Consider the following 19,351-nt stretch of genomic DNA (forward strand, 5'->3'; position numbering starts at 1 on the left):
ATAAGAACTATTCGCAATTGTTAGTGTGATAATTTTATTTGACTAAATATTAAGGACACCTCTATGCAAACCAAACCAACCAAACTCGCTTCTCTTGTTGCACTTTGCTGTGCTTATCCTGCTTTTGCTCAAGAACAAGCCTCCGAAAAATCGGTGAAATTAGACGAAGTTGTCGTTTCTACGATTGCAACCAGTGATGCATTAGTGAACACGCAAGTTGATCGCCAAGCGATTTTCCTTAAACAAGCCAAAGATGTGAAAGCCTTATTTGGGGGCAAAATGGACGTTAACGTCAGCCAACTTAACGGCTCACGTTCAGGCGGTGAAGGCGTGAATATTCGTGGTTTACAAGCCAACCGAGTAACCACCACCGTTGATGGCATTCCGCTGCCAGAAGCTCAAGAAGCGAAACATTTTATCTCTTACGGTTCAGAATTTGGTCGCACCGATTACGTGGAAACATCGGGCTTACGCAGTGCTGATGTGCAATATGCAGGTTCGCAAAATAGCCTATCGGGTAGCGTGAATTTTGCCACCCTTGAACCTTCTGATCTTCACAAAGGCAACGCCGCAGGCGGCTTTTTTGGCACAGGTTACAACAGCGTTGATAACTCCATCTACGGCACATTAGGTGGTGCGGTGAAAACAGGAGCTTATCAAGGTATGGTGATGACCACCATTCGAGACGGTGCTCAAACTGAAAATAAAGGCTCTAACGCAGGCACGGGGGTTACTCGCACCGAGCCAAACCCAGCCGATACGCAACAAAACTATGTGTTAACCAAACATTACTACCAGCTTAACGATCAAAATCGCATCGGCTTTGTGTATGAACACCAACGCAAAAAAACGCATACCGATTTATTAAGTCTTACCGACACCAACATTGATAGCGGCACTGGCGTGCAATCTAAAGGCTATGCAATTGACCGCGTAAAACGTGATCGTTTCTCGATTAGCCACGATTACAACAGCGATCAAGGTTTCGTGCAAAATGCGAAAACGCAAATTTACTACCAAGATGCGAAATCTGAAAACTATCGCTACCGTTTAGGCTCACGCAATTATCGCCAAGAAGATACGCTTTTCCGTGACGAAACTTACGGCATCAACACCAATTTGATGAGCTATATTGATGGTGAAATTCCACACATCTTGCGTTATGGCCTCACTTACGCACACACAAAATCTAGCAACCACTTGCATTATGAACGCCCAGCTTATGCGAATATGCCATATTCAATACTTGGTAGTGCGTATTTTAACGGCAATCCAAGTGCAGGTATTAAGCAAGATAAAGTAACAGGTTACTTCGAAGATGAGATCGCCTTTGGCAAATTGGTGGTAACGCCTCAAGTGGGCTTTGCATATTACCGCGTAAAACCGACCGCTTACCAAAGCAATATGACAGAAGCTCTGCAACCGAAAAAACAATCTGATACGGAATTTGCTCCGAAATTAAGTATTGAATACCGCCAATCTGATGAGTTTATTCCATATGCACAATATTCTCGTGGGGTGAGAACACCATCTGCTCAACAATTAACCTCTTATTTCTTAGAGAGCGTTTCATTTAGAACCCCAGCGGGTGTGCAAAGTGCAACCGTTGCGGTGGTGGGGAATCCAAACCTAAAAGCAGAAACGGCAGACAACTTCGAGCTTGGTTTTAAAGGAAAATCGGATCGCTTGGAATATCTTGTAACAGGTTATTACAACCGTTACCACAACTTCATTGATTGGGTGTCAAAACCAACCAATGGCTACACCAACTTTATTCAATACGACAACTTAGATAAAGCTAAAGTGTATGGCGTAACGGCTGATGCAAAATGGAAATTCTATGACGATTTCTACACCCTTGCAGGCTTCTCATACTCTCGTGGTAAAGCGGAAAATAACGGCGTGAAAACCCCAATTAACAGCATTCAACCAATGAAAACCAAACTTGGTTTTGGTTATGAAGGTGAACAATTTGGGGCTAACATTCAATGGACATATAACCGTGGTAAATCAGATAAAGATATCGAACAATCTTCATCTTACCTTTACAACCCAACAGGTGGCTACTCACTCTTTGATTTAGGGGCATATTGGAAACCAACGGCGAACCTCACATTAACGGCAAATGTGAATAACTTGTTTGATAAAAAATATTGGAACTGGAACGATATTTCTTATCTTGCCTTGTTAAGTAAAGCGACCCAAGACCAAGGTCGCCCAGCGGCAAGTATTCCAATGGCGATCACCTCACAAAATGCGGATCGCTATAGTGCACCAGGTCGCAACTTTAACGTTGGCTTACGTTATGAGTTCTAATTAAACCAAACCCCACAGGTTCTTGATCTGCACCACAAAAGTTAGACTAAACTTCTAACTGATTAAGGTGCAGATTTTTTATGACTAAAGACAATCAACGTTAGTGCAAGAAATGCTGTTACAAGCGGTTAAAAAATTGCCGAGAAATCGTTTACTAACATTGATGAACTTGAAAAGGTTATCAATGATTATGTGCGGTACTATAATGAAGAACGAATCCAATTAAAATTAAAAGGACTGAGTCCGATACAATATCGAAAGCAGTCCTTTAAATAACAGTCTAACTTTTTGGGGTCAGATCATTTGCTTTGCAGGCGTTTTCCTTATCCCTCTAAATACGAGCTTGCATGCCACCAAATGCTTCAATCAATTTTTCACTAAATTGCTGTAGCTCTGCCGTCATTAACAAGAAATCTGCATCAAAGCGCTGAGCGACATCTTCTTTTAAGATATCATCATTTTTCTCGCGCACAACATCCGCAAATTTCAAGCGGGAAAGCGTAGCATCTTCATTTAAGACACAAGAAAAATGATTTTCCCACTCAATCGCTAATTTCGTCACAAATTTGCCCGCTTGTAAGTGTTGGCTAATCTCTTCTGCGCTTAAATCTTGACGTTTACAACGAATAATGCTGTCGGTGTCAAATGCTTTAAGTTCTGCCTCTTCTAATAAAGTTAACCAATTTGGTGCATCATCTTGAGCAATCCAGCGGGTCATCACTTCGATTGGTGGAATCGTAAATGAAATTGGCACTACCGGTAATGAGCCTAGCGTTTTACGCAATAACGCTAACGCATCTTCCGCTCGCTTACTTGAGGCAGCATCGACATAAACTAATTGGGTGTCTAAATCAATCCAAATCGCCGTAAATTGATGTTTGCTAAAAGCGCGTGGCAATAGCACCGAAACAACCTGATCTTTCACCGCTTGTTTTTCGGTTTTCTTCAACATGCGTGCTTCTTTGGTTTCTAACTCTTGAATGCGTAATTCGACCTCTTTTTTCACCACATTCGCAGGAAGTAACTTTTCTTCTTTATGGGCAACCAATAAAAATTGCTTACCTTGCGCAAAATGCAATAACGGCGCACCACTTAACGGTTCGCTCCAACCAAATTGGCTCATATCATGCTGCGAGCATGGATGAAATTGGCAGGCTTGCAACTGCGCTTCTAAACTTTCACTTTCTAAAGTTAATTCGCTGGTGAGGCGATAAATCATAACATTTTTAAACCACATGGCTCTTTCTCGGTTTGATTAAAATGGAGAAATTCTAGCAGATTTTGCCCCTTCGCCCTAACGCAAATACAAGAGAAAACACTAGCGGTCAGAATTTGCCGATTTTTTGCAAAACGGAATCTATAACAAGCATTCGCATTTATTGTACAATAGTGCCAATTTGGCTTTCTGATTGGAGACTATATGACCTTAACGCCTAAACTTGCCTTTATTGGCACCGGCAATATGGCTTTTGCCATTATTCAAGGCTTGCTTAATAGCGGCTATCCTGCTCATCAGATTTTAGCGTGCAATAAAAGTAACCTAGAACGTCGCGCCTCACTTCAGGCATTAGGTGTCCAACTCCCGAAAAGCAATCAAGAAGCGGTTGAAGCCGCTAATGTGGTAATTCTTGCGGTAAAACCACAAGTGATGGCAGAAGTGTGTAGCGAATTTGATGGTGTTGATTTTAGCACCAAAACGGTAATTTCTGTTGCAGCAGGGATTTCAACTGCACGACTCCAAGCGCTTCTTCCAAGTGCTCAAACGATTATCCGCACTATGCCCAATACACCTGCCTTAATTGGTGAAGGACTAACGGGGCTATTTGCAAAAGCTGGCACAAATCCGACCGCTTGCCAGCTTGCTGAACAACTGATATCTGCTGTTGGGCGCTGTTATTGGGTAAAAGAAGAAGCACAAATTAACCAAATTATTGCGATTACTGGCTCTAGCCCAGCTTATTTCTTCCGTTTTATGGAAGCCATGCAACAAAGTGCAGAAGAAATGGGATTTAGCGCGGAAGATGCCCGTCTATTAGTCCAACAAGCTGCACTTGGGGCGGCTAAATTAGTGGCAGCACATCCTCAAACGCAACTTTCGACCTTAAGAGAAAATGTCACATCTAAAGGTGGTACCACTGCACAAGCGTTAGCCGTTTTTGAACAAGCTCATTTGGCTGACACAGTCAAACAAGCAATGCAAGCAGCCATTTTACGGGCTGAAGAAATGGAAAAATCATTATGATAAAACCGACTGCCTTTCAATGGTCTGCCGCAAACTTCTTTGGTTACTATTGTGCTTACGGTGTAGTACTACCCTTTCTGCCTGTATGGCTAAAATCAGTCGGCTACGATACTGAAATTATCGGCTTATTGCTCTCTTTAGGTTATCTATTTCGTTTTAGTGGCGGATTATTTTTCTCTAGCCGAATCAAACAACTTAACCAACTGATTCCGATGAGCCGAAAACTCGCTTGGGGAAGTTTATTCGCGGTCGCGCTGATGGGATTCGCTGCGGATAGCTTCTGGCTGTTATTCCCTGCATTTGGCTTGTTTCATCTGTTAAATGGTGCAGGAATCCCGATGAGCGATACGATTGCCTCAAGCTGGCAACAGCAACAAGGAATGGACTATGCCAAAGCACGGTTATGCGGTTCGCTCGCATTCGTGGTGGGAGCTTTACTTACCGGTTATATTGTGGGATTTTCAGGTGAATCGGTTATTTTAATGATATTAAGTGCCACCTTATTAGCCTTTTGTATTGTACAAATGCTCTCGCCGCGAGTAGGATTTGAAGAGGTAACGCAAAAGCAAGCTGCATCAACGAGCTACTGGGCTGTATTCAAACAACCCACCACCGCAAAAATGCTGATTATTGCATCACTCGTACAAGCCAGCCATGCGGCTTATTACGCCTATGGTTCAATTTATTGGCAATCTATCGGTATTTCTACACAAATTACCAGCTGGTTATGGGGCATTGCGGTCATTGCAGAAATGGGATTATTTTTTATTGCTAAACGCATATTTGGCACACAACCACTTGCACGATTGATGCTATTAAGCGCAATTGGCACCATTATTCGTTGGATCATTATTGCTAATAGCGAAAGCCTTCCGCTCATTGTGTTTTCTCAATTATTGCATGCTTGTAGTTATGCCTTGAACCATTATGCAATTATTCGCTATATTTCGACACAACCGAGTGATCATATACCGAAGCTACAAGGTCTCTATTTTGGTTTAGCTAGCTGTGCTGTCATGGCACTCTTCACGTTGTTAGCGGGATTTGTCTATAATGACTCCCCAACAAATAGTTTCTATTTAATGGCAATTTTAGTTGTGCCATCATTTTTTCTTTTACCGAAAAAACGCGCTGCGTAAAAACGGTTATATTTAAGGACTCACTGTGTTAAAAATGTTTAAAACGCTCTATCAAATTTTTCGAATGATTCGAGAATTTGTGCTCAGTCTGTTTTTTGTAGTCTTTGTGATGATTTGCTTTGTATTTACTTCACTTTTTACAAGCAGTAATCACACACCACCGATTAAATCTGGCTTTCTTACCTTACGCTTAAACGGCTATTTAGCAGATAATCCGGAAGAATATGGTGACCTCTATCGTTTGCTTAATTCAGAACTGAATCATCAACAAGAGCCACAAAAATACTCTACTTTTGATATCGCTTTAGCCATCGAACAAGCAGCAAATGATTCACGCATTGAAGGGATTGTTTTAGATTTAGGCAAGCTACAAGATGCGGATTACCCTGCACTGACCTATTTAGGCAATAAGCTTAAAAATTTCCGCAAAGAGAATAAGCCGATTGTGGCGGTTGGCGTACTTTATTCCCAAGCGCAATATTACTTAGCCTCTTTTGCCGATAAAATCTATCTCAACCAAGCGGGTGCAGTGGATATTCATGGTTTGAGTTATACCCCACTCTACTTCAAATCCCTATTTGATAAGATTGAGGCTAAACCTGAAATTTTCCGCGTGGGGACTTACAAATCAGCTGTCGAGCCGTTAATTCGCGATAATATGTCGCCAGAAGCGAAAGGAAATGCATCACTTTGGTTAAGTGCTATGTGGTCACAAGTGAGTGAAACCATTAGTGAAAACCGCAAAATTGCTAAAGAAGCTGTGTTACCTGAACTGCCAATTTTGCTAAAACGCTATCAAGAAGTTTCTGGCAATGATGCGCAATATGCCCTAAAACAAGGCTTAGTTAATCAGCTCTTTAGTGGTGAAGAAGCGTTAAAACGCCAGCTTCGTGATGATTTTAAGCTACCAGAGAAACATGAACCTAACTTCATCGAACTGGAAGATTACTTAACTGAAATCCCTGATCGATTTGAAGAAACCCATGAAAACAAAATTGCCGTTGTTACCGTAGAAGGTGAAATTACGATGGGGGAAAGCACAGAAGATACTGCTGGCAGCGAAACCATTGTAAAAACACTCCAACGTGTGAAAGAAGACAAAGATGCTAAAGGGTTAATTCTACGCATTAACAGCCCAGGTGGCAGCGCAGTTGCTTCTGAGCTGATTCGTCAAGCGGTCAATGAAGTACAAGCAAGCGGTAAACCTGTTGTGGCATCAATGGGGGGCATGGCAGCCTCTGGGGGTTATTGGATTGCAGCAACCTCAGACAAAATCGTCGCCGATGCTAACACCCTTACTGGTTCAATTGGTATTTTCGGCGTCATGTTTAACTTTGAACAAACGGCTAAAAATTTAGGGATTCGCGAAGATGGCATTGCTACATCAAAACTGGCAAACATCAGTGGCTTAAAACCGCTCAGTGAAGAACAACGCCGTCTCATTCAACTGAACATCGAAAATGGCTATCAACAATTCCTAAGATTAGTCAGCCAAGGGCGTGGAATGACAGAAGAAGACGTGGATTACATTGCTCAAGGTCAAGTGTGGATTGGCAAAGATGCTTATCAATCAGGATTGGTTGATGAATTGGGTGATTTTGATTTCGCAGTAAATCTGTTACATCAGATGATTATTAGTCAAAATGAGGAAAATGCACCCAAGAAAGTACAGTGGTTTACCGCTGAAGATAACTCATTTTTCGGCGAACTTTCACGCAACATGAAGCAAAATGCGCAATATCAGTTAGCTAGCTTATTCGACTTACCTGTTGCTAAACAAGCTAAACAAGCAACGGATGTCATGAAAAAATTCAATGATCCGAAAAACAGTTATCTATACTGTCTAGCTTGTGCCAAAGTGCGATAATTTTGCAAGTTTCAAAAGAAATTTAACCGCTTGTAACGCAACCTAAGCGGTTTGAAATCTCTAGACAAAGGGCGTACCAGCAAGTACGCCCTTCTTATTATGGTTTTAGGTGTGTTTTATGGGACTTTCAATCCCAATTTATTAACCTTGATAAGCGGTTAAATCAATCACTTCATCGGCAAAATGCATCAATTCTTGTTGATGAGTAATGAAAATAACAGAAGCAGTTGGCAGTTGCTGCTTAATTAAATTAAACATGGATTGTGCGGCAACGCCATCTAAACTGCTGGTTGCTTCATCTAAATAAATGACTTCTGGCTTATTCAGCAGCACGCGTGCAAAAGCAATACGTTGTTGTTCACCACCAGAGAAAATATGTTGCCAGCTATGTTGTTCATTTAAGCGATCTTGCCATTGCTCTAACCCAACCGCCCGCAAGGCATAATTCATTTCTGCATGGCCATAACAACTTTCATTAGGATAACTCAACACTTCCGCCAATGTTCCTTCATTCAAATAGCTACGCTGTGGCACCAATAAGCTGGAACGATTTGGCGTTTTAAATTGTCCATCATAGTGCTGCCAAATACCACTTAATACACGTAACAGGGTCGATTTACCTAACCCACTTTTCCCTTTAAGACAAATCCATTTTTGTCCATCTACCGCTAAAGAAAGATTGCTCAATAGACGTTGATTTTCAGGTGTGTAAATCGCGAGATTTTCTGTCTCTAATAATTTATCCGTTGGTACTGTTTCGGCAGCAATTAGTTGATCAAGTGCATCCATTTCTTGTTTAAGTTGGCTTAAACGCTTAATCGCTGAAGACCATTTCGGCAAACTGGAATACGCAAATACTAACCAGCTAAATCCGTCAAAGACCACAGAAAATGCTGTGCGAATTTGCATAATGCCACCAAAAGTAATCACTTTGGCTGCCAGTAACGGCATAGAAAATAGCACCGGCATCAATAACGCAAAACGCTCATAACCTACGGTAAAAAAGCTCAAATGCTTTTCTTTATCCATCAATAAACGCCAGTTGCGGACAATCTCTTTAAAGCTATCTGCAAGACGAACTTTTTCAGCTTGTTCCCCTTTATAAAGCGCAATTTGTTCTGCATTATCTTGCTTGCGTATTAAACTCGTACGGAAGTTTGCTTCAAAGACTTGTTGTTGGTAGTTAAGCGTATGTAATTTTCGCCCAATCAAATGGGTAATAATCGTACCTAATCCAGCATAAATTGCCGCCACCCAAACTAAATAACCATCCACGACAAAAGTATGCCCGAAAAGATTGATTTCTGGTGAACTTGCTAGTCTCCAAAGTACCATAAAAAATGCCCAAAGCTGGATAATGTTAAAAATCAGCGAAAGGGTAAGCTCAATGGTGTATTCAATGAAAATGCTAATATCTTCAGCAATACGTTGATCAGGGTTTTCCATCTTTTTTTGGTAAGCAAGACGGTAATAAATTTGCTTAGAAAGCCATTTATTCAAAAAGTGGTGGGTCATAAATTCCCGCCAACGAATAATCAGTAATTTACGCAACCAAACCCGATAAACATTGATAACAATGAAAATGGAAATATAAAGGAAATAATCCCCTAATAAGCTATAAGATTTCTCAATTTCTAAATTAGAAAGTGAATCATAAAAGCCTTTTGACCAATCCGCGATAAGTACATTTAAGTAAGTTATAGTTGAGCCAATACCGATGACTACCAGCGCAATTAGCCAAGCTAACCAATGTTTTTTATTTCCCCAATATGGGCGACAAAGTTGATAAAAATTTTTAAAAAAGTCTCTCATAAATTATGCTTTAGAAAAGATGGGCGAAGTTTTACTTCGCCCATGAAAGGTTAATTAGATTTTTTCGGCGTGGTAATAAAGATTTTCTCATTCTCACTAGAAAAAATTTGGTTTGCTATCGCTTGCATGTTTTCTCGTGTAATGTGATCGGCAAGTTGCTTCATTTCACTTAAATACGCTGGTGTACTCAGCTGATTTTCACTTAAGATTAAGCGTGAAAGCCAAGTTTCTGGCGCATTGAGACGCTCTTTCTCCGCCTTAATAAACGCGGCTTTTGCTTGCTGCACATCTTCTTCTGTAATTTGATTTGGTAACTCATCAAATACCGTTTTTGCTCGTGCAATCAATTTTTCGGTCATTTCAGGATTTGCAGTAAATGCCAACTCGCTCTCAATACGATCTGTTTGTGGGTTCAACGTACTTTCAAAACGCAAACTATATACGCTTAATTGCTCCTCTTTTAATGCCGTTTTTAGTTTCTCAGTTGCAATATTACGCAACAATGAAACAAGTACTGCATCTTTAGCTTGCCATTGATGTGAGGTAAAACTCCAAATACGAATATCATCTTTTGATGCACCGTTGATAGTTAATACCGTTTTAGCTTTCCCTTCTGTTGGTAAACCTTGCGTTGAATTTAACCGCTTACTTCTTGGGAAATCCGCAAGATATTGGGTGACCAATGCTTTAACTTGTGCTTCCTCCATATTATTCATCAAATAATATGTTGTTGGGGCACGCATCATTTTCGTCCACTGCTCATCCAATGCCGTTGCAGTCAGCTGTTCAAGCTCTGCTTTCGTTGGCAAGCTATCATCAGTACTACCCGAACCGTAACGTAGCTCAATTAACGATTTTACTTGAGCTGCTTCATCAGCCTTTTCTTCGCGTATTTTGAGCGTCGATAAAATACCTTTTTTGCCTTCATCTAACCCTTCTTTTACCTTAGTCTCTAAGGTGTAAGCATAAAATAGGCGCAATAAATTCGCTAACTCACTATTTTCAACATTCCCGCTTAAAAGTAATTTATTCGCATCTTGCTTAATCGAAAAATTCACTTTATGTTCACTTTTCCATTGGCCAAGCTGTTCAGCCTCCCAATCAAGCGGTGCATTTTTCTCAACTAATTGCGAAGCTAACTGACTTTGCCACGGATTAAGTCCTTCAGCCTTAAAGCCTGCCGAACTTTCTGCAGCAAAAAAGGTGGCCTCTTTAGCCAAAGGACTTTTTAACCAAACAACTTTATCACCATTAGAAAGTCGCCAATGCTTCACTTGCTCTGCATCAAAAGCTTGCTCCTCAGTAATGCTTCCCTTACCTTCAACATTTTCTAACGACATTGGTAAAATGTCTTTTGCAGGTTGAGGAGCTACAATTTCGCGAGTTTGACCATCAGCAATGGCCTGATTGATTTCCGTTTCAGTCAGTGTCAATTTTGTTTCAAGTGGCGGCTGGTAATTAACCAAACGGTCGGTTGCACTTAACCAAGATTGAATACGGGCATTAACGGCTTCTGGCGTAATTTTTGGCAATAATGCTTCCATACGTGTTGCTAATTCTGGTTGTGTTAAAAACGGTTTATCTTTCAAAACTGTTTCATTCATTGCTTGTACCCATTTAGCAAAATCCCGATCACCGGTATGTTTTTTGGCGTGTTCAATTTGTGATAATAATGGTTTTTTGTATCTTTCAAGCTCTTCTGCCGTAATCGGATATTGTTTAATACGAGCAATCTCTTCGCTAATTTGAGATAAACCTTTCAAATGCGCGATTGGATCTACACTTGCAAAAATACCGAGCGCAGCAGTTTGGTGGCCAATGTCAGATTTACGCACGACTAACGTTGACACCCCTTTGGGTAGTTGGCTAGATTGGTTGCGTAAACGCTGTGTTAGTGCGGTAAGCGCAAAGCGATCGAGTAAACGCTCATAACGTCCTTCTTCAGTTTGTGCGTGACTTTTGCTTTCATTAAAACGGAATATATAGGCAATTTGACTCACACCACTACGAGGATCTTGTAATTTAGTAATCAATAAACGTTCAGATAAGCGTGGTTCTAAATAATCTCTTACTGGTAATGTTTTAGTCGGCTGTGCACCAAAATATCTCTGAATGTCTGCTTTTGCTTTTTCTGGCTCAACATCCCCTACTACCAATAAACGCATATTATTTGGCGCATACCAGCTTTGATAGAATTGTTGTAATTGTGTGGCTGGCATGGTGTTAATACTATTTTCTGTACCCATCACACTATTACGAGCATAACGTGAATCAGCACGAACCACTGCTGTACGTTGTTCATTTATCGTTGTACCAACGCCTAAACCCTTGCGCCACTCTTCTAACATAATTTTACGTTCGCTATCGAGATCTTCTTGAGTTAAGTTAGCATGAAAAACCATTTGTGAGAGTGCATCAAAACTTTGATCTAATCCCGCAGTCGTTGGCGGCGTAAGCATATATGTTGTGCTATCTGTTGTCGTTAATGCATGGTAATTTTTGTCTTTGACCCATTTCTGCTCATGCAAATAAGGCATTAAACCATTTGGATGTGCTTTAGTACCACGAAAAACCAAATGTTCGATCATATGTGCAACGCCAGCTTGATCATCTTGTTCATCCACACTTCCTGCATTCACGCGTAAACGAATTTCAATATGCCCTTTCTCATCATGCAACGGCAAAATTGTGTACTGCAAGCCATTTTCAAGTGTTCCTTGAATTGGCGCTGATTTTTCTGCCCAAACTTGAGTAGAAGCGGCTAATAATAGCAATGCCGTTAATTTCATTCGCATTTTTCTATCCTTTTTAAAATAAAATCCCTCGCATAAACGAGCGGAAATCTGGTTTCAAGCGGTCGAATTTTAACAAATTTTTGCAAAATTATGTAGCTGTTGAAGAATCGCTGAAGTTACATAATGCCATAAAAAAAGCAACAACCGACTGGCTGTTGCTTTGTTCTTTGCAAAAGATTTTGGAAATTTAACCGCTTGTTAGAAAGTGTAATTCATACTTAAGCGGAAATCGCGTCCTGCTCCCGCTAAGCTATTGCCACCTGCGCGTTGGCTATGGCTCTTGTAGTTTTTATTAAAGGCATTATTAACCGCAAAGTTAAGCGTTAAATTTTGATTTGCATCCCAACTTGCGAAGAAGTCATTCACGCCATAACCTGCCTGTTTAACCACCGCACTATTGCTGCTAGAACCTCGGCTTGGAGTACCATTTTCACCTTCAACAAAGCGACCTTTCCAGCCAATTTCTAAGCTTGGGTTTTCAAAGCGATAAGAAATTTCGCTTGTCCATGTACGGCCGGTTGCTACTGCAAATACGGCATTATCTAAGCTTGCATTATTGAATGTAAAGGTTTCTGGTTTACTTTCTGCAATACCTAAGCGGAATTTAAAACCACCTTGTTTATAAGCTGCCCCTAACTCATAACCTTTATTACGTAATAATGCGGCATTGATAATCGTATTATCTTTAATAGCATGAGCATCTTTTACTTTTTGCCAGAAATAGCTACCGTTTAAAGAAACATTATCATTCACGTCGTAGTTAAAACCAATCTCGGTATTACGCGCTTTTTCTGCACGTAGATGGTCAGCAACATCACGCTTGGTATTTCCAGATAGCATTGCTTCAAATAGACGAGGGCTACGACTTGCAAAGTTTAAGTTCGTGTTGAAACTTAAATCATCCGTTGCTTGCCAAATTAAACCCGTACTTGGGCTAAAACTACCATGGCTAACTTCTTTGCCAGTATTCGCTCTAAATTTAAAGTGGTCGTAGCGTGCACCTGTCGTTAGTGTTACTGAACCTAATCCCCAAATGCCTTCTAAGTAAACACCTGTATCCGTTTTTTCTTGGCGATTGGTTACCCCTGTTGCTTCTACTTTTTGTGTTCTGCGGTTTTTCGCAAAAGCTTGGAGCGCATTAGGTTTTGCTTCTTGGTGACGATAGTTCACACCATATTTTAACCAGTGGTTTTCGCCAATAGCTGAGTCTAAATCAAGATTTGCCCCGTGCGTTGAAACTCGAGTGGTACTGTTTTCAGCAGGTTCTTTGCGGGCAACTTCAATACGGTAAACATTGGCTTTTGCTTCCGTAATAAAGCCCATGTTTTTACCTTGCCATTCAAGGTTAGTTGTATCTTGTGTGGTCACACGATAGCGTGGACTATTATTAGAATCATTGGAAACCACCGCGCCATTCGCATCTACTTTGCTTGATTGAGAGAAATCAAACTCTTCGCGTAAAGCACGTTCACCGTGGTAGCGTTCTTGACGATGGCTAATCACTACACGTTGATTTTCGTTAAAGTCATACCCTAATTTAGCCAATAAACCTCGTTGCCCTAGTGCGCTGTTTTTAACGACATCTGAACCTTCAAAATTGCGATAACCTTTACCGCCTTTGTAATTTTCATTGGTTTCCCAGTTACCACTTAAAAGCGCATCAAAACCACCCGCTTTTCCATAAACACTCGCACCTTGAGAATGGCCTTTGTTACTACTTACACCCGCATTCAATTTAAAACCGATATCCTGCCCTTCACGTAATAAGTCTTTGGCATCAACGGTTGTTGCTTCAATAGAACCACTCGTTGCACCAATGCCTGCGCTAGCAGAACCTGCCCCTTTGCGGACGTCAATTTTTTTAATCAAACTTGGATCAAGCATAAAGCGACTTTGATGGTGGAAAACCGGTGTGTCACTTGAAGTGTTATCCACTTTAAAATCAATTTGGTCTTGGCCCATGCCACGAATAGTTATCCATTGTGACGTTCCGCCAGTACCGCCACCAAAGTTAATTGCCGGTTCTGCACTTAACACGCCACGTAAATCTTCATTCGTGTTCTTTTTCAGATCTTTTAAAGTCACCACATTGGTTTTACTTTTAGCCCCTGTATTTTCAGTCACAACTTTAATTACATCTAATTGTGCTGTGTCTGAGGCATAAGCGAAAGAAGAGAATGTAGCCAATACGGCAACGGCAAGTTTGGTTTTGGTAAACTGCATAAGGAAATCCCTGTATTGAGAATGATAATAAACTGTAAAAGTTGCGTAAATATATGCAAAAACAAAATAAGAGTCAATCTCATTATCAAGATATTTTCCTAAACTAAAAATAAAAAATCACGCAATCGGTCAATTGCGTGATTCTCTAAAATATGAAGAAACTATATAATATGGCTGCGCTTATTCCATAGCTTACCGATAAGATTTTCGAGCGATAGCTCCACTTGTGCACCAATGCGTTGCGCCAGTTTTTTCTTCTCTTTGAATTTGATTTCGATAACTTCTTTCTCTTTAACCGCAGTTAACAATAAGTCATCACTGGTTGAGATCTCATCGATTAAATGTAACTCTAACGCTTGCTGACCATACCAATGTTCCCCAGTTGCTACTTTCTCAATGTCTAATTGCGGACGGTTAGTTTTCACGAAATCTTTAAATAATTGGTGAGTTGCTTCTAATTCTTGTTGGAATTTTTGCTTCCCTTTTTCGGTATTCTCGCCCATTAAAGTTACCGTACGTTTATATTCGCCAGCAGTCATCACATCTACATCAATGTCATGTTTTTTCAGTAAGCGATGAATATTTGGCACTTCTGCGACTACGCCTACAGAACCAATAACCGCAAATGGTGCAGCCACAATTTTATTCGCAAGGCATGCCATCATATATCCCCCGCTTGCAGCGACTTTATCGACTGCAATTGTTAAAGGAATTTCACGCTCACGTAAGCGTTTCAGTTGAGAAGCGGCTAAACCGTAACCATGTACCACACCACCTGGACTTTCCAATTTTAACAATACTTCATCTTGCGGTTTAGCAATAGACAAAATCGCACTAATTTCTTTACGTAATGATTCCACACCATGTGCGTGTACATCACCTTCAAAACTTAACAAGAACAAACGAGCTTTTTGCTCTTCTTCTGGCTTCTCTTCGCCAGCTTTTAAACGTTTCTTTTCAGCTTTTGCTTTCTCTTTTTCCGCTTTTTTTTCTGCTTTTTCTTGCTGTTTTAGCTCTTCTTCACTTAAAAAACAGGCTTCAAGTGCTTTTTGTTGTTCTGTGAATTTTTCAGTGAGATTGACTACTGAAATAGAACCTTCTTCAGGCTGTTTTTTAGCTTCTAAAATCAGCATCACAATAAAAGCGAGCACACCAAAGACCGTGAGTAGCTCAAGTAGGAAAATACCATAATTAAGTAAAACTTCTTTCCACATCAATAATTATCCTTTTGGTAAAAAATAAAGAAAATTAGACCGCTTGCGGGCTATTTTCATCAGGTTGTGATAACAAATCTACCACAGCTTGCGCAGCACTCGCATCTGCATCACATTGAATGAGTTTGTGTAATTCGGTAAATCGCTGTTTGAGCGCATTTTTTTGCTGTTGGCTTTCAACATCTTCTGCCAAATACTGACTCAAATGAGCAGCTAAATTTTCAGGATTACACGCTTCTTGAATTAACTCCGGTACTAAAGGCGCATTCGCCAATAAATTAGGGAGCGAAATATAGTCTGTTTTGACTAGTCGTTTTGCTAGCCAATAAGTAAACGGCTTCATTTTATACCCCACTACCATCGGCGATTTGCACAACATCGCTTCTAATGCAGCGGTGCCCGATGCTAATAAAGTACATTCCGACGCAATCATCGCTTGACGCGCTTGCCCTTGAATAATATGGAGCGCTAAATTCGGGGCGATTTCCGCTTTTATTGCTTCAAACTGAGCTTGGCGTTTTTCATTTACCATTGGCACTAAAAACGTAATATCGGGATACTGTTCTTGTAAAATTTGTGCGGCTTTTAAAAAAGGCTCTGCAAGAAAATGAATCTCACTTTGGCGGCTACCAACTAACATCGCGACATATCGCTTATCGCTAGGTAAACCAAGTTGTTGGCAAGCTTCAAGGCGATTCGGTTTCAGCGCAATGCTATCTGCCATGGTATGACCGATAAAACGACAAGGCGTTTCAAACTTATCATAAAAGGCTTTTTCAAACGGTAAAAACGCTAACACCATATTAGTTGCTGCTTTAATTTTATGTACTCGGCTTTGACGCCAAGCCCATACAGAAGGGCTAACATAATGAATCGTTTTAATGCCATTCGCTTTAAGTTTTTGCTCTACCGTCAGGTTAAAATCTGGTGCATCAATACCGATAAAAATATCAGGTTTGGCAGCAAGCATGGTTTCAATCACTTCCTTACGGCGTTTAAGCAAACGTGGCAAGTGTTTTACCACTTCTGCTAACCCCATTACAGCAAGCTCTTCCATATCAAACATCGTTTCACAACCAGCTTGTTGCATTCTCTCTCCCGCCACGCCGATAAAGCGCGCACCTGGATAGTGAACTTTCAACGCATTGATAAGCCCTGCACCTAAAATATCGCCAGAAACTTCCCCGGCGACCAAGGCAATTAAAGGAGATTGGTCGTTCATTTTGCTCCCCAAGTTTACATATAAAGGGCTCATTATATTGTCATTCTACCGAATAGCAATCATTGTAAGCAATTCATAAATTTATGAAAAATTATTTGACAAAGATCACGATTTGAAATAATGGCGATTGTATTTCTTTTGATTACAGTTAGAATGAAAAACAGATGAAAATTGATAGTTTTTTAATCTGACTACAAAAAATAGACATTTAAAGCGATGTGCAATTTATTTCACATTTTCTAATCCGTTGAATTCTCATTTTCATTCAACGCCCACTTCCAAATCAAGTGAGGTTTTTATGACACTACTCGTAGCCCCTTCTATCATCAATGCATTTTTTGATGGCACGCACGCTGACCCCTTTTCCGTCCTAGGTATGCATGAAACGGAGCATGGTATTGAAATTCGTGCTCTATTGCCTGATGCCCACAAAGTAATCGTCATCGATAAAGAAAAACAATCTGAGGTATGTGAGCTAAGCCTACTAGACGAACGTGGTTTTTTTGCCGGCGTCATACCAAATACGTTAGATTTCTTTGCCTACCAATTACAAGTCTTTTGGGGACATGAAGCACAAATTATTGAAGACCCATATCGTTTCCATCCAATGCTAGATGATTTCTCCCAATGGTTATTTGGAGAAGGGTCATTGTTACGTCCTTACGAAGTATTAGGCGCGCATTTTATGGAGTGCGAAGGCGTGAGCGGTGTGAATTTCCGTTTATGGGCACCAAATGCGAAACGAGTCTCTGTCGTAGGTGACTTTAACTATTGGGACGGTCGCCGTCATCCAATGCGTTTCCATCCAAATAGTGGTGTATGGGAACTCTTCTTACCAAAAGCGAGTCTTGGTCAACTTTATAAATTTGAATTGATTGATTGCAACGGCAATTTACGCCTAAAAGCTGACCCTTATGCATTTAGCTCACAACTTCGCCCAGATACCGCTTCACAAATTAATGCACTACCACCTTTTGTGCCAATGACCGAAGCACGCAAAAAAGCAAATCAAGCGAACCAACCGATTTCAATTTATGAAGTTCACTTAGGTTCATGGCGTCGCAATTTAGCCAATAACTATTGGTTAGACTACGATCAAATTGCTGACGAACTGATTACTTATGTTAAAGATATGGGCTTTACCCATATTGAATTTTTACCACTTTCTGAATATCCGTTTGATGGCTCTTGGGGTTATCAACCGATTGGCCTGTACTCTCCAACCAGTCGTTTTGGCGATCCACAAGCTTTCCGCCGTTTAGTTGACCGCGCACATGAAGCCGGCATTAACGTTATTTTAGACTGGGTACCAGGACATTTCCCAAGTGATACTCACGGCTTAGTCTCTTTTGATGGTACTGCATTATATGAACACGCCGATCCAAGAGAAGGCTACCACCAAGATTGGCATACGCTTATTTATAACTATGGCCGTTATGAAGTGCGTAATTATCTTTCAAGTAATGCACTTTATTGGTTAGAACGCTTTGGCATCGATGGTATTCGAGTCGATGCTGTTGCTTCGATGATCTACCGCGATTACAGCCGTGCTGAAGGTGAATGGATTCCAAATCAATATGGTGGACGAGAAAATTTAGAAGCGATTGAATTCTTAAAACATACTAACTGGAAAATTCACGAAGAAATGCCAGGTTGTCTTTCTATTGCTGAAGAATCAACCTCATTTGCGGGCGTAACCCATCCAAGCGAAAACGGCGGGTTAGGCTTTAATTTCAAATGGAATATGGGTTGGATGAATGACACGCTTTCCTATATGAAATTAGACCCAGTTTATCGCCAATACCATCACAATAAAATGACCTTTGGCATGATGTACCAATACAGTGAAAACTTTGTACTACCACTTTCTCACGATGAAGTCGTACACGGCAAATGTTCACTTTTAGGCAAAATGCCGGGCGATGCATGGCAAAAATTTGCCAACCTACGTGCTTATTATGGCTTTATGTGGGGTCATCCAGGTAAGAAATTATTATTTATGGGCAATGAATTTGCACAAGGTCGAGAATGGAATTACGAAGAAAGTCTCGACTGGTTCTTACTTGATGAAAATATCGGTGGCGAATGGCATAAAGGCGTTCTGAAATTAGTAAAAGATCTCAACCGCATTTATAAAACGCACCCTGCACTGTTTGAATTAGATAATCAACCTGAAGGTTTCGATTGGTTAGTGGTTGATGATGCTGAACACTCTGTTTTTGCTTTTGAACGTAAAAGCGAAGATGGCGAAAGAATTATTGTGATCAGCAACTTTACACCCGTTCCACGCCACGATTACCGCATAGGTGTGAATGTCGCAGGTAAATATGAAGAGATTTTAAATACAGATTCTATGTATTACCAAGGCTCAAACATAGGTAACTTTGGTTGCGTAGAAAGCGAAGCCATTCATAGCCACGGGCGTGAAAACTCGATTTCTGTCTCGGTTCCGCCATTAGCAACCGTATATTTAAAATTTCAAGGATAATTTTCCTCACTCACGGGCATCAATTCTTTAGGT

General features: G+C 40.6%; 11 protein-coding genes and 1 pseudogene. 6 read left to right on the forward strand and 6 right to left on the reverse strand.

Going from position 1 to position 19,351, the window contains the following annotated elements:
• Positions 1-63: 63 nt before the first annotated feature.
• Positions 64-2,316, forward strand: a complete 2,253-nt coding sequence (locus HMPREF1128_RS05995) for a TonB-dependent receptor domain-containing protein (protein WP_007524883.1) — start codon at positions 64-66, stop codon at positions 2,314-2,316.
• A 141-nt stretch (positions 2,317-2,457) separates the two neighbouring features.
• A pseudogene (locus tag HMPREF1128_RS10235) lies at positions 2,458-2,592 on the forward strand (IS3 family transposase); the annotation flags it as partial.
• A 55-nt stretch (positions 2,593-2,647) separates the two neighbouring features.
• Here the strand turns inward: HMPREF1128_RS10235 and rdgC are convergent.
• A complete protein-coding gene (gene rdgC, locus HMPREF1128_RS06000; RefSeq protein WP_007524482.1) occupies positions 2,648-3,553 on the reverse strand; it encodes a recombination-associated protein RdgC in 906 nt (301 codons plus the stop codon).
• Between the two features lie 183 nt (positions 3,554-3,736).
• Between rdgC and proC the strand changes: the two genes are divergently transcribed.
• The 3 genes from proC to sppA are packed head-to-tail and all read left to right on the forward strand — an operon-like array spanning position 3,737 to position 7,564.
• On the forward strand, positions 3,737-4,558 hold the full coding sequence (gene proC / locus HMPREF1128_RS06005; protein ID WP_007524339.1) for a pyrroline-5-carboxylate reductase: 822 nt from the start codon (positions 3,737-3,739) through the stop codon (positions 4,556-4,558).
• Positions 4,555-5,697: a 3-phenylpropionate MFS transporter gene (locus HMPREF1128_RS06010; protein ID WP_007524351.1), complete on the forward strand. Its 1,143-nt coding sequence runs from the start codon at positions 4,555-4,557 to the stop codon at positions 5,695-5,697. Before proC ends, HMPREF1128_RS06010 begins: the two co-directional genes overlap by 4 nt.
• A gap of 25 nt (positions 5,698-5,722) precedes the next feature.
• Positions 5,723-7,564 (forward strand): signal peptide peptidase SppA, encoded by a 1,842-nt coding sequence (gene sppA, locus HMPREF1128_RS06015; protein ID WP_007524752.1) that lies wholly within the window; start codon positions 5,723-5,725, stop codon positions 7,562-7,564.
• Positions 7,565-7,705: 141 nt separating this feature from the next.
• On the opposite strand, the gene HMPREF1128_RS06020 is transcribed toward sppA, so the two are convergent.
• From HMPREF1128_RS06020 to lpxB, 5 genes are all read right to left on the reverse strand, one after another.
• Complete coding sequence (locus HMPREF1128_RS06020) at positions 7,706-9,376, reverse strand: ABC transporter ATP-binding protein/permease (RefSeq protein WP_007525488.1); 1,671 nt, start codon at positions 9,374-9,376, stop codon at positions 7,706-7,708.
• Positions 9,377-9,426: 50 nt separating this feature from the next.
• Entirely contained in the window at positions 9,427-12,171 is a 2,745-nt protein-coding gene (locus tag HMPREF1128_RS06025) for a M16 family metallopeptidase (protein ID WP_007524297.1), read from the reverse strand.
• A 198-nt stretch (positions 12,172-12,369) separates the two neighbouring features.
• A complete protein-coding gene (locus tag HMPREF1128_RS06030; RefSeq protein ID WP_007524812.1) occupies positions 12,370-14,394 on the reverse strand; it encodes a TonB-dependent receptor domain-containing protein in 2,025 nt (674 codons plus the stop codon).
• A gap of 161 nt (positions 14,395-14,555) precedes the next feature.
• On the reverse strand, positions 14,556-15,608 hold the full coding sequence (sohB, locus tag HMPREF1128_RS06035; protein WP_007525396.1) for a protease SohB: 1,053 nt from the start codon (positions 15,606-15,608) through the stop codon (positions 14,556-14,558).
• Between the two features lie 34 nt (positions 15,609-15,642).
• Positions 15,643-16,830, reverse strand: a complete 1,188-nt coding sequence (gene lpxB, locus HMPREF1128_RS06040; RefSeq protein ID WP_007524678.1) for a lipid-A-disaccharide synthase — start codon at positions 16,828-16,830, stop codon at positions 15,643-15,645.
• 298 nt (positions 16,831-17,128) lie between these two features.
• On the opposite strand from lpxB, the gene glgB reads away from it, so the two are divergent.
• Positions 17,129-19,318: a 1,4-alpha-glucan branching protein GlgB gene (gene glgB, locus HMPREF1128_RS06045; RefSeq protein ID WP_007524521.1), complete on the forward strand. Its 2,190-nt coding sequence runs from the start codon at positions 17,129-17,131 to the stop codon at positions 19,316-19,318.
• Positions 19,319-19,351 lie beyond the last annotated feature (33 nt).

Source organism: Haemophilus sputorum HK 2154 (assembly GCF_000287615.1).
Lineage (GTDB): Bacteria > Pseudomonadota > Gammaproteobacteria > Enterobacterales > Pasteurellaceae > Haemophilus_A > Haemophilus_A sputorum.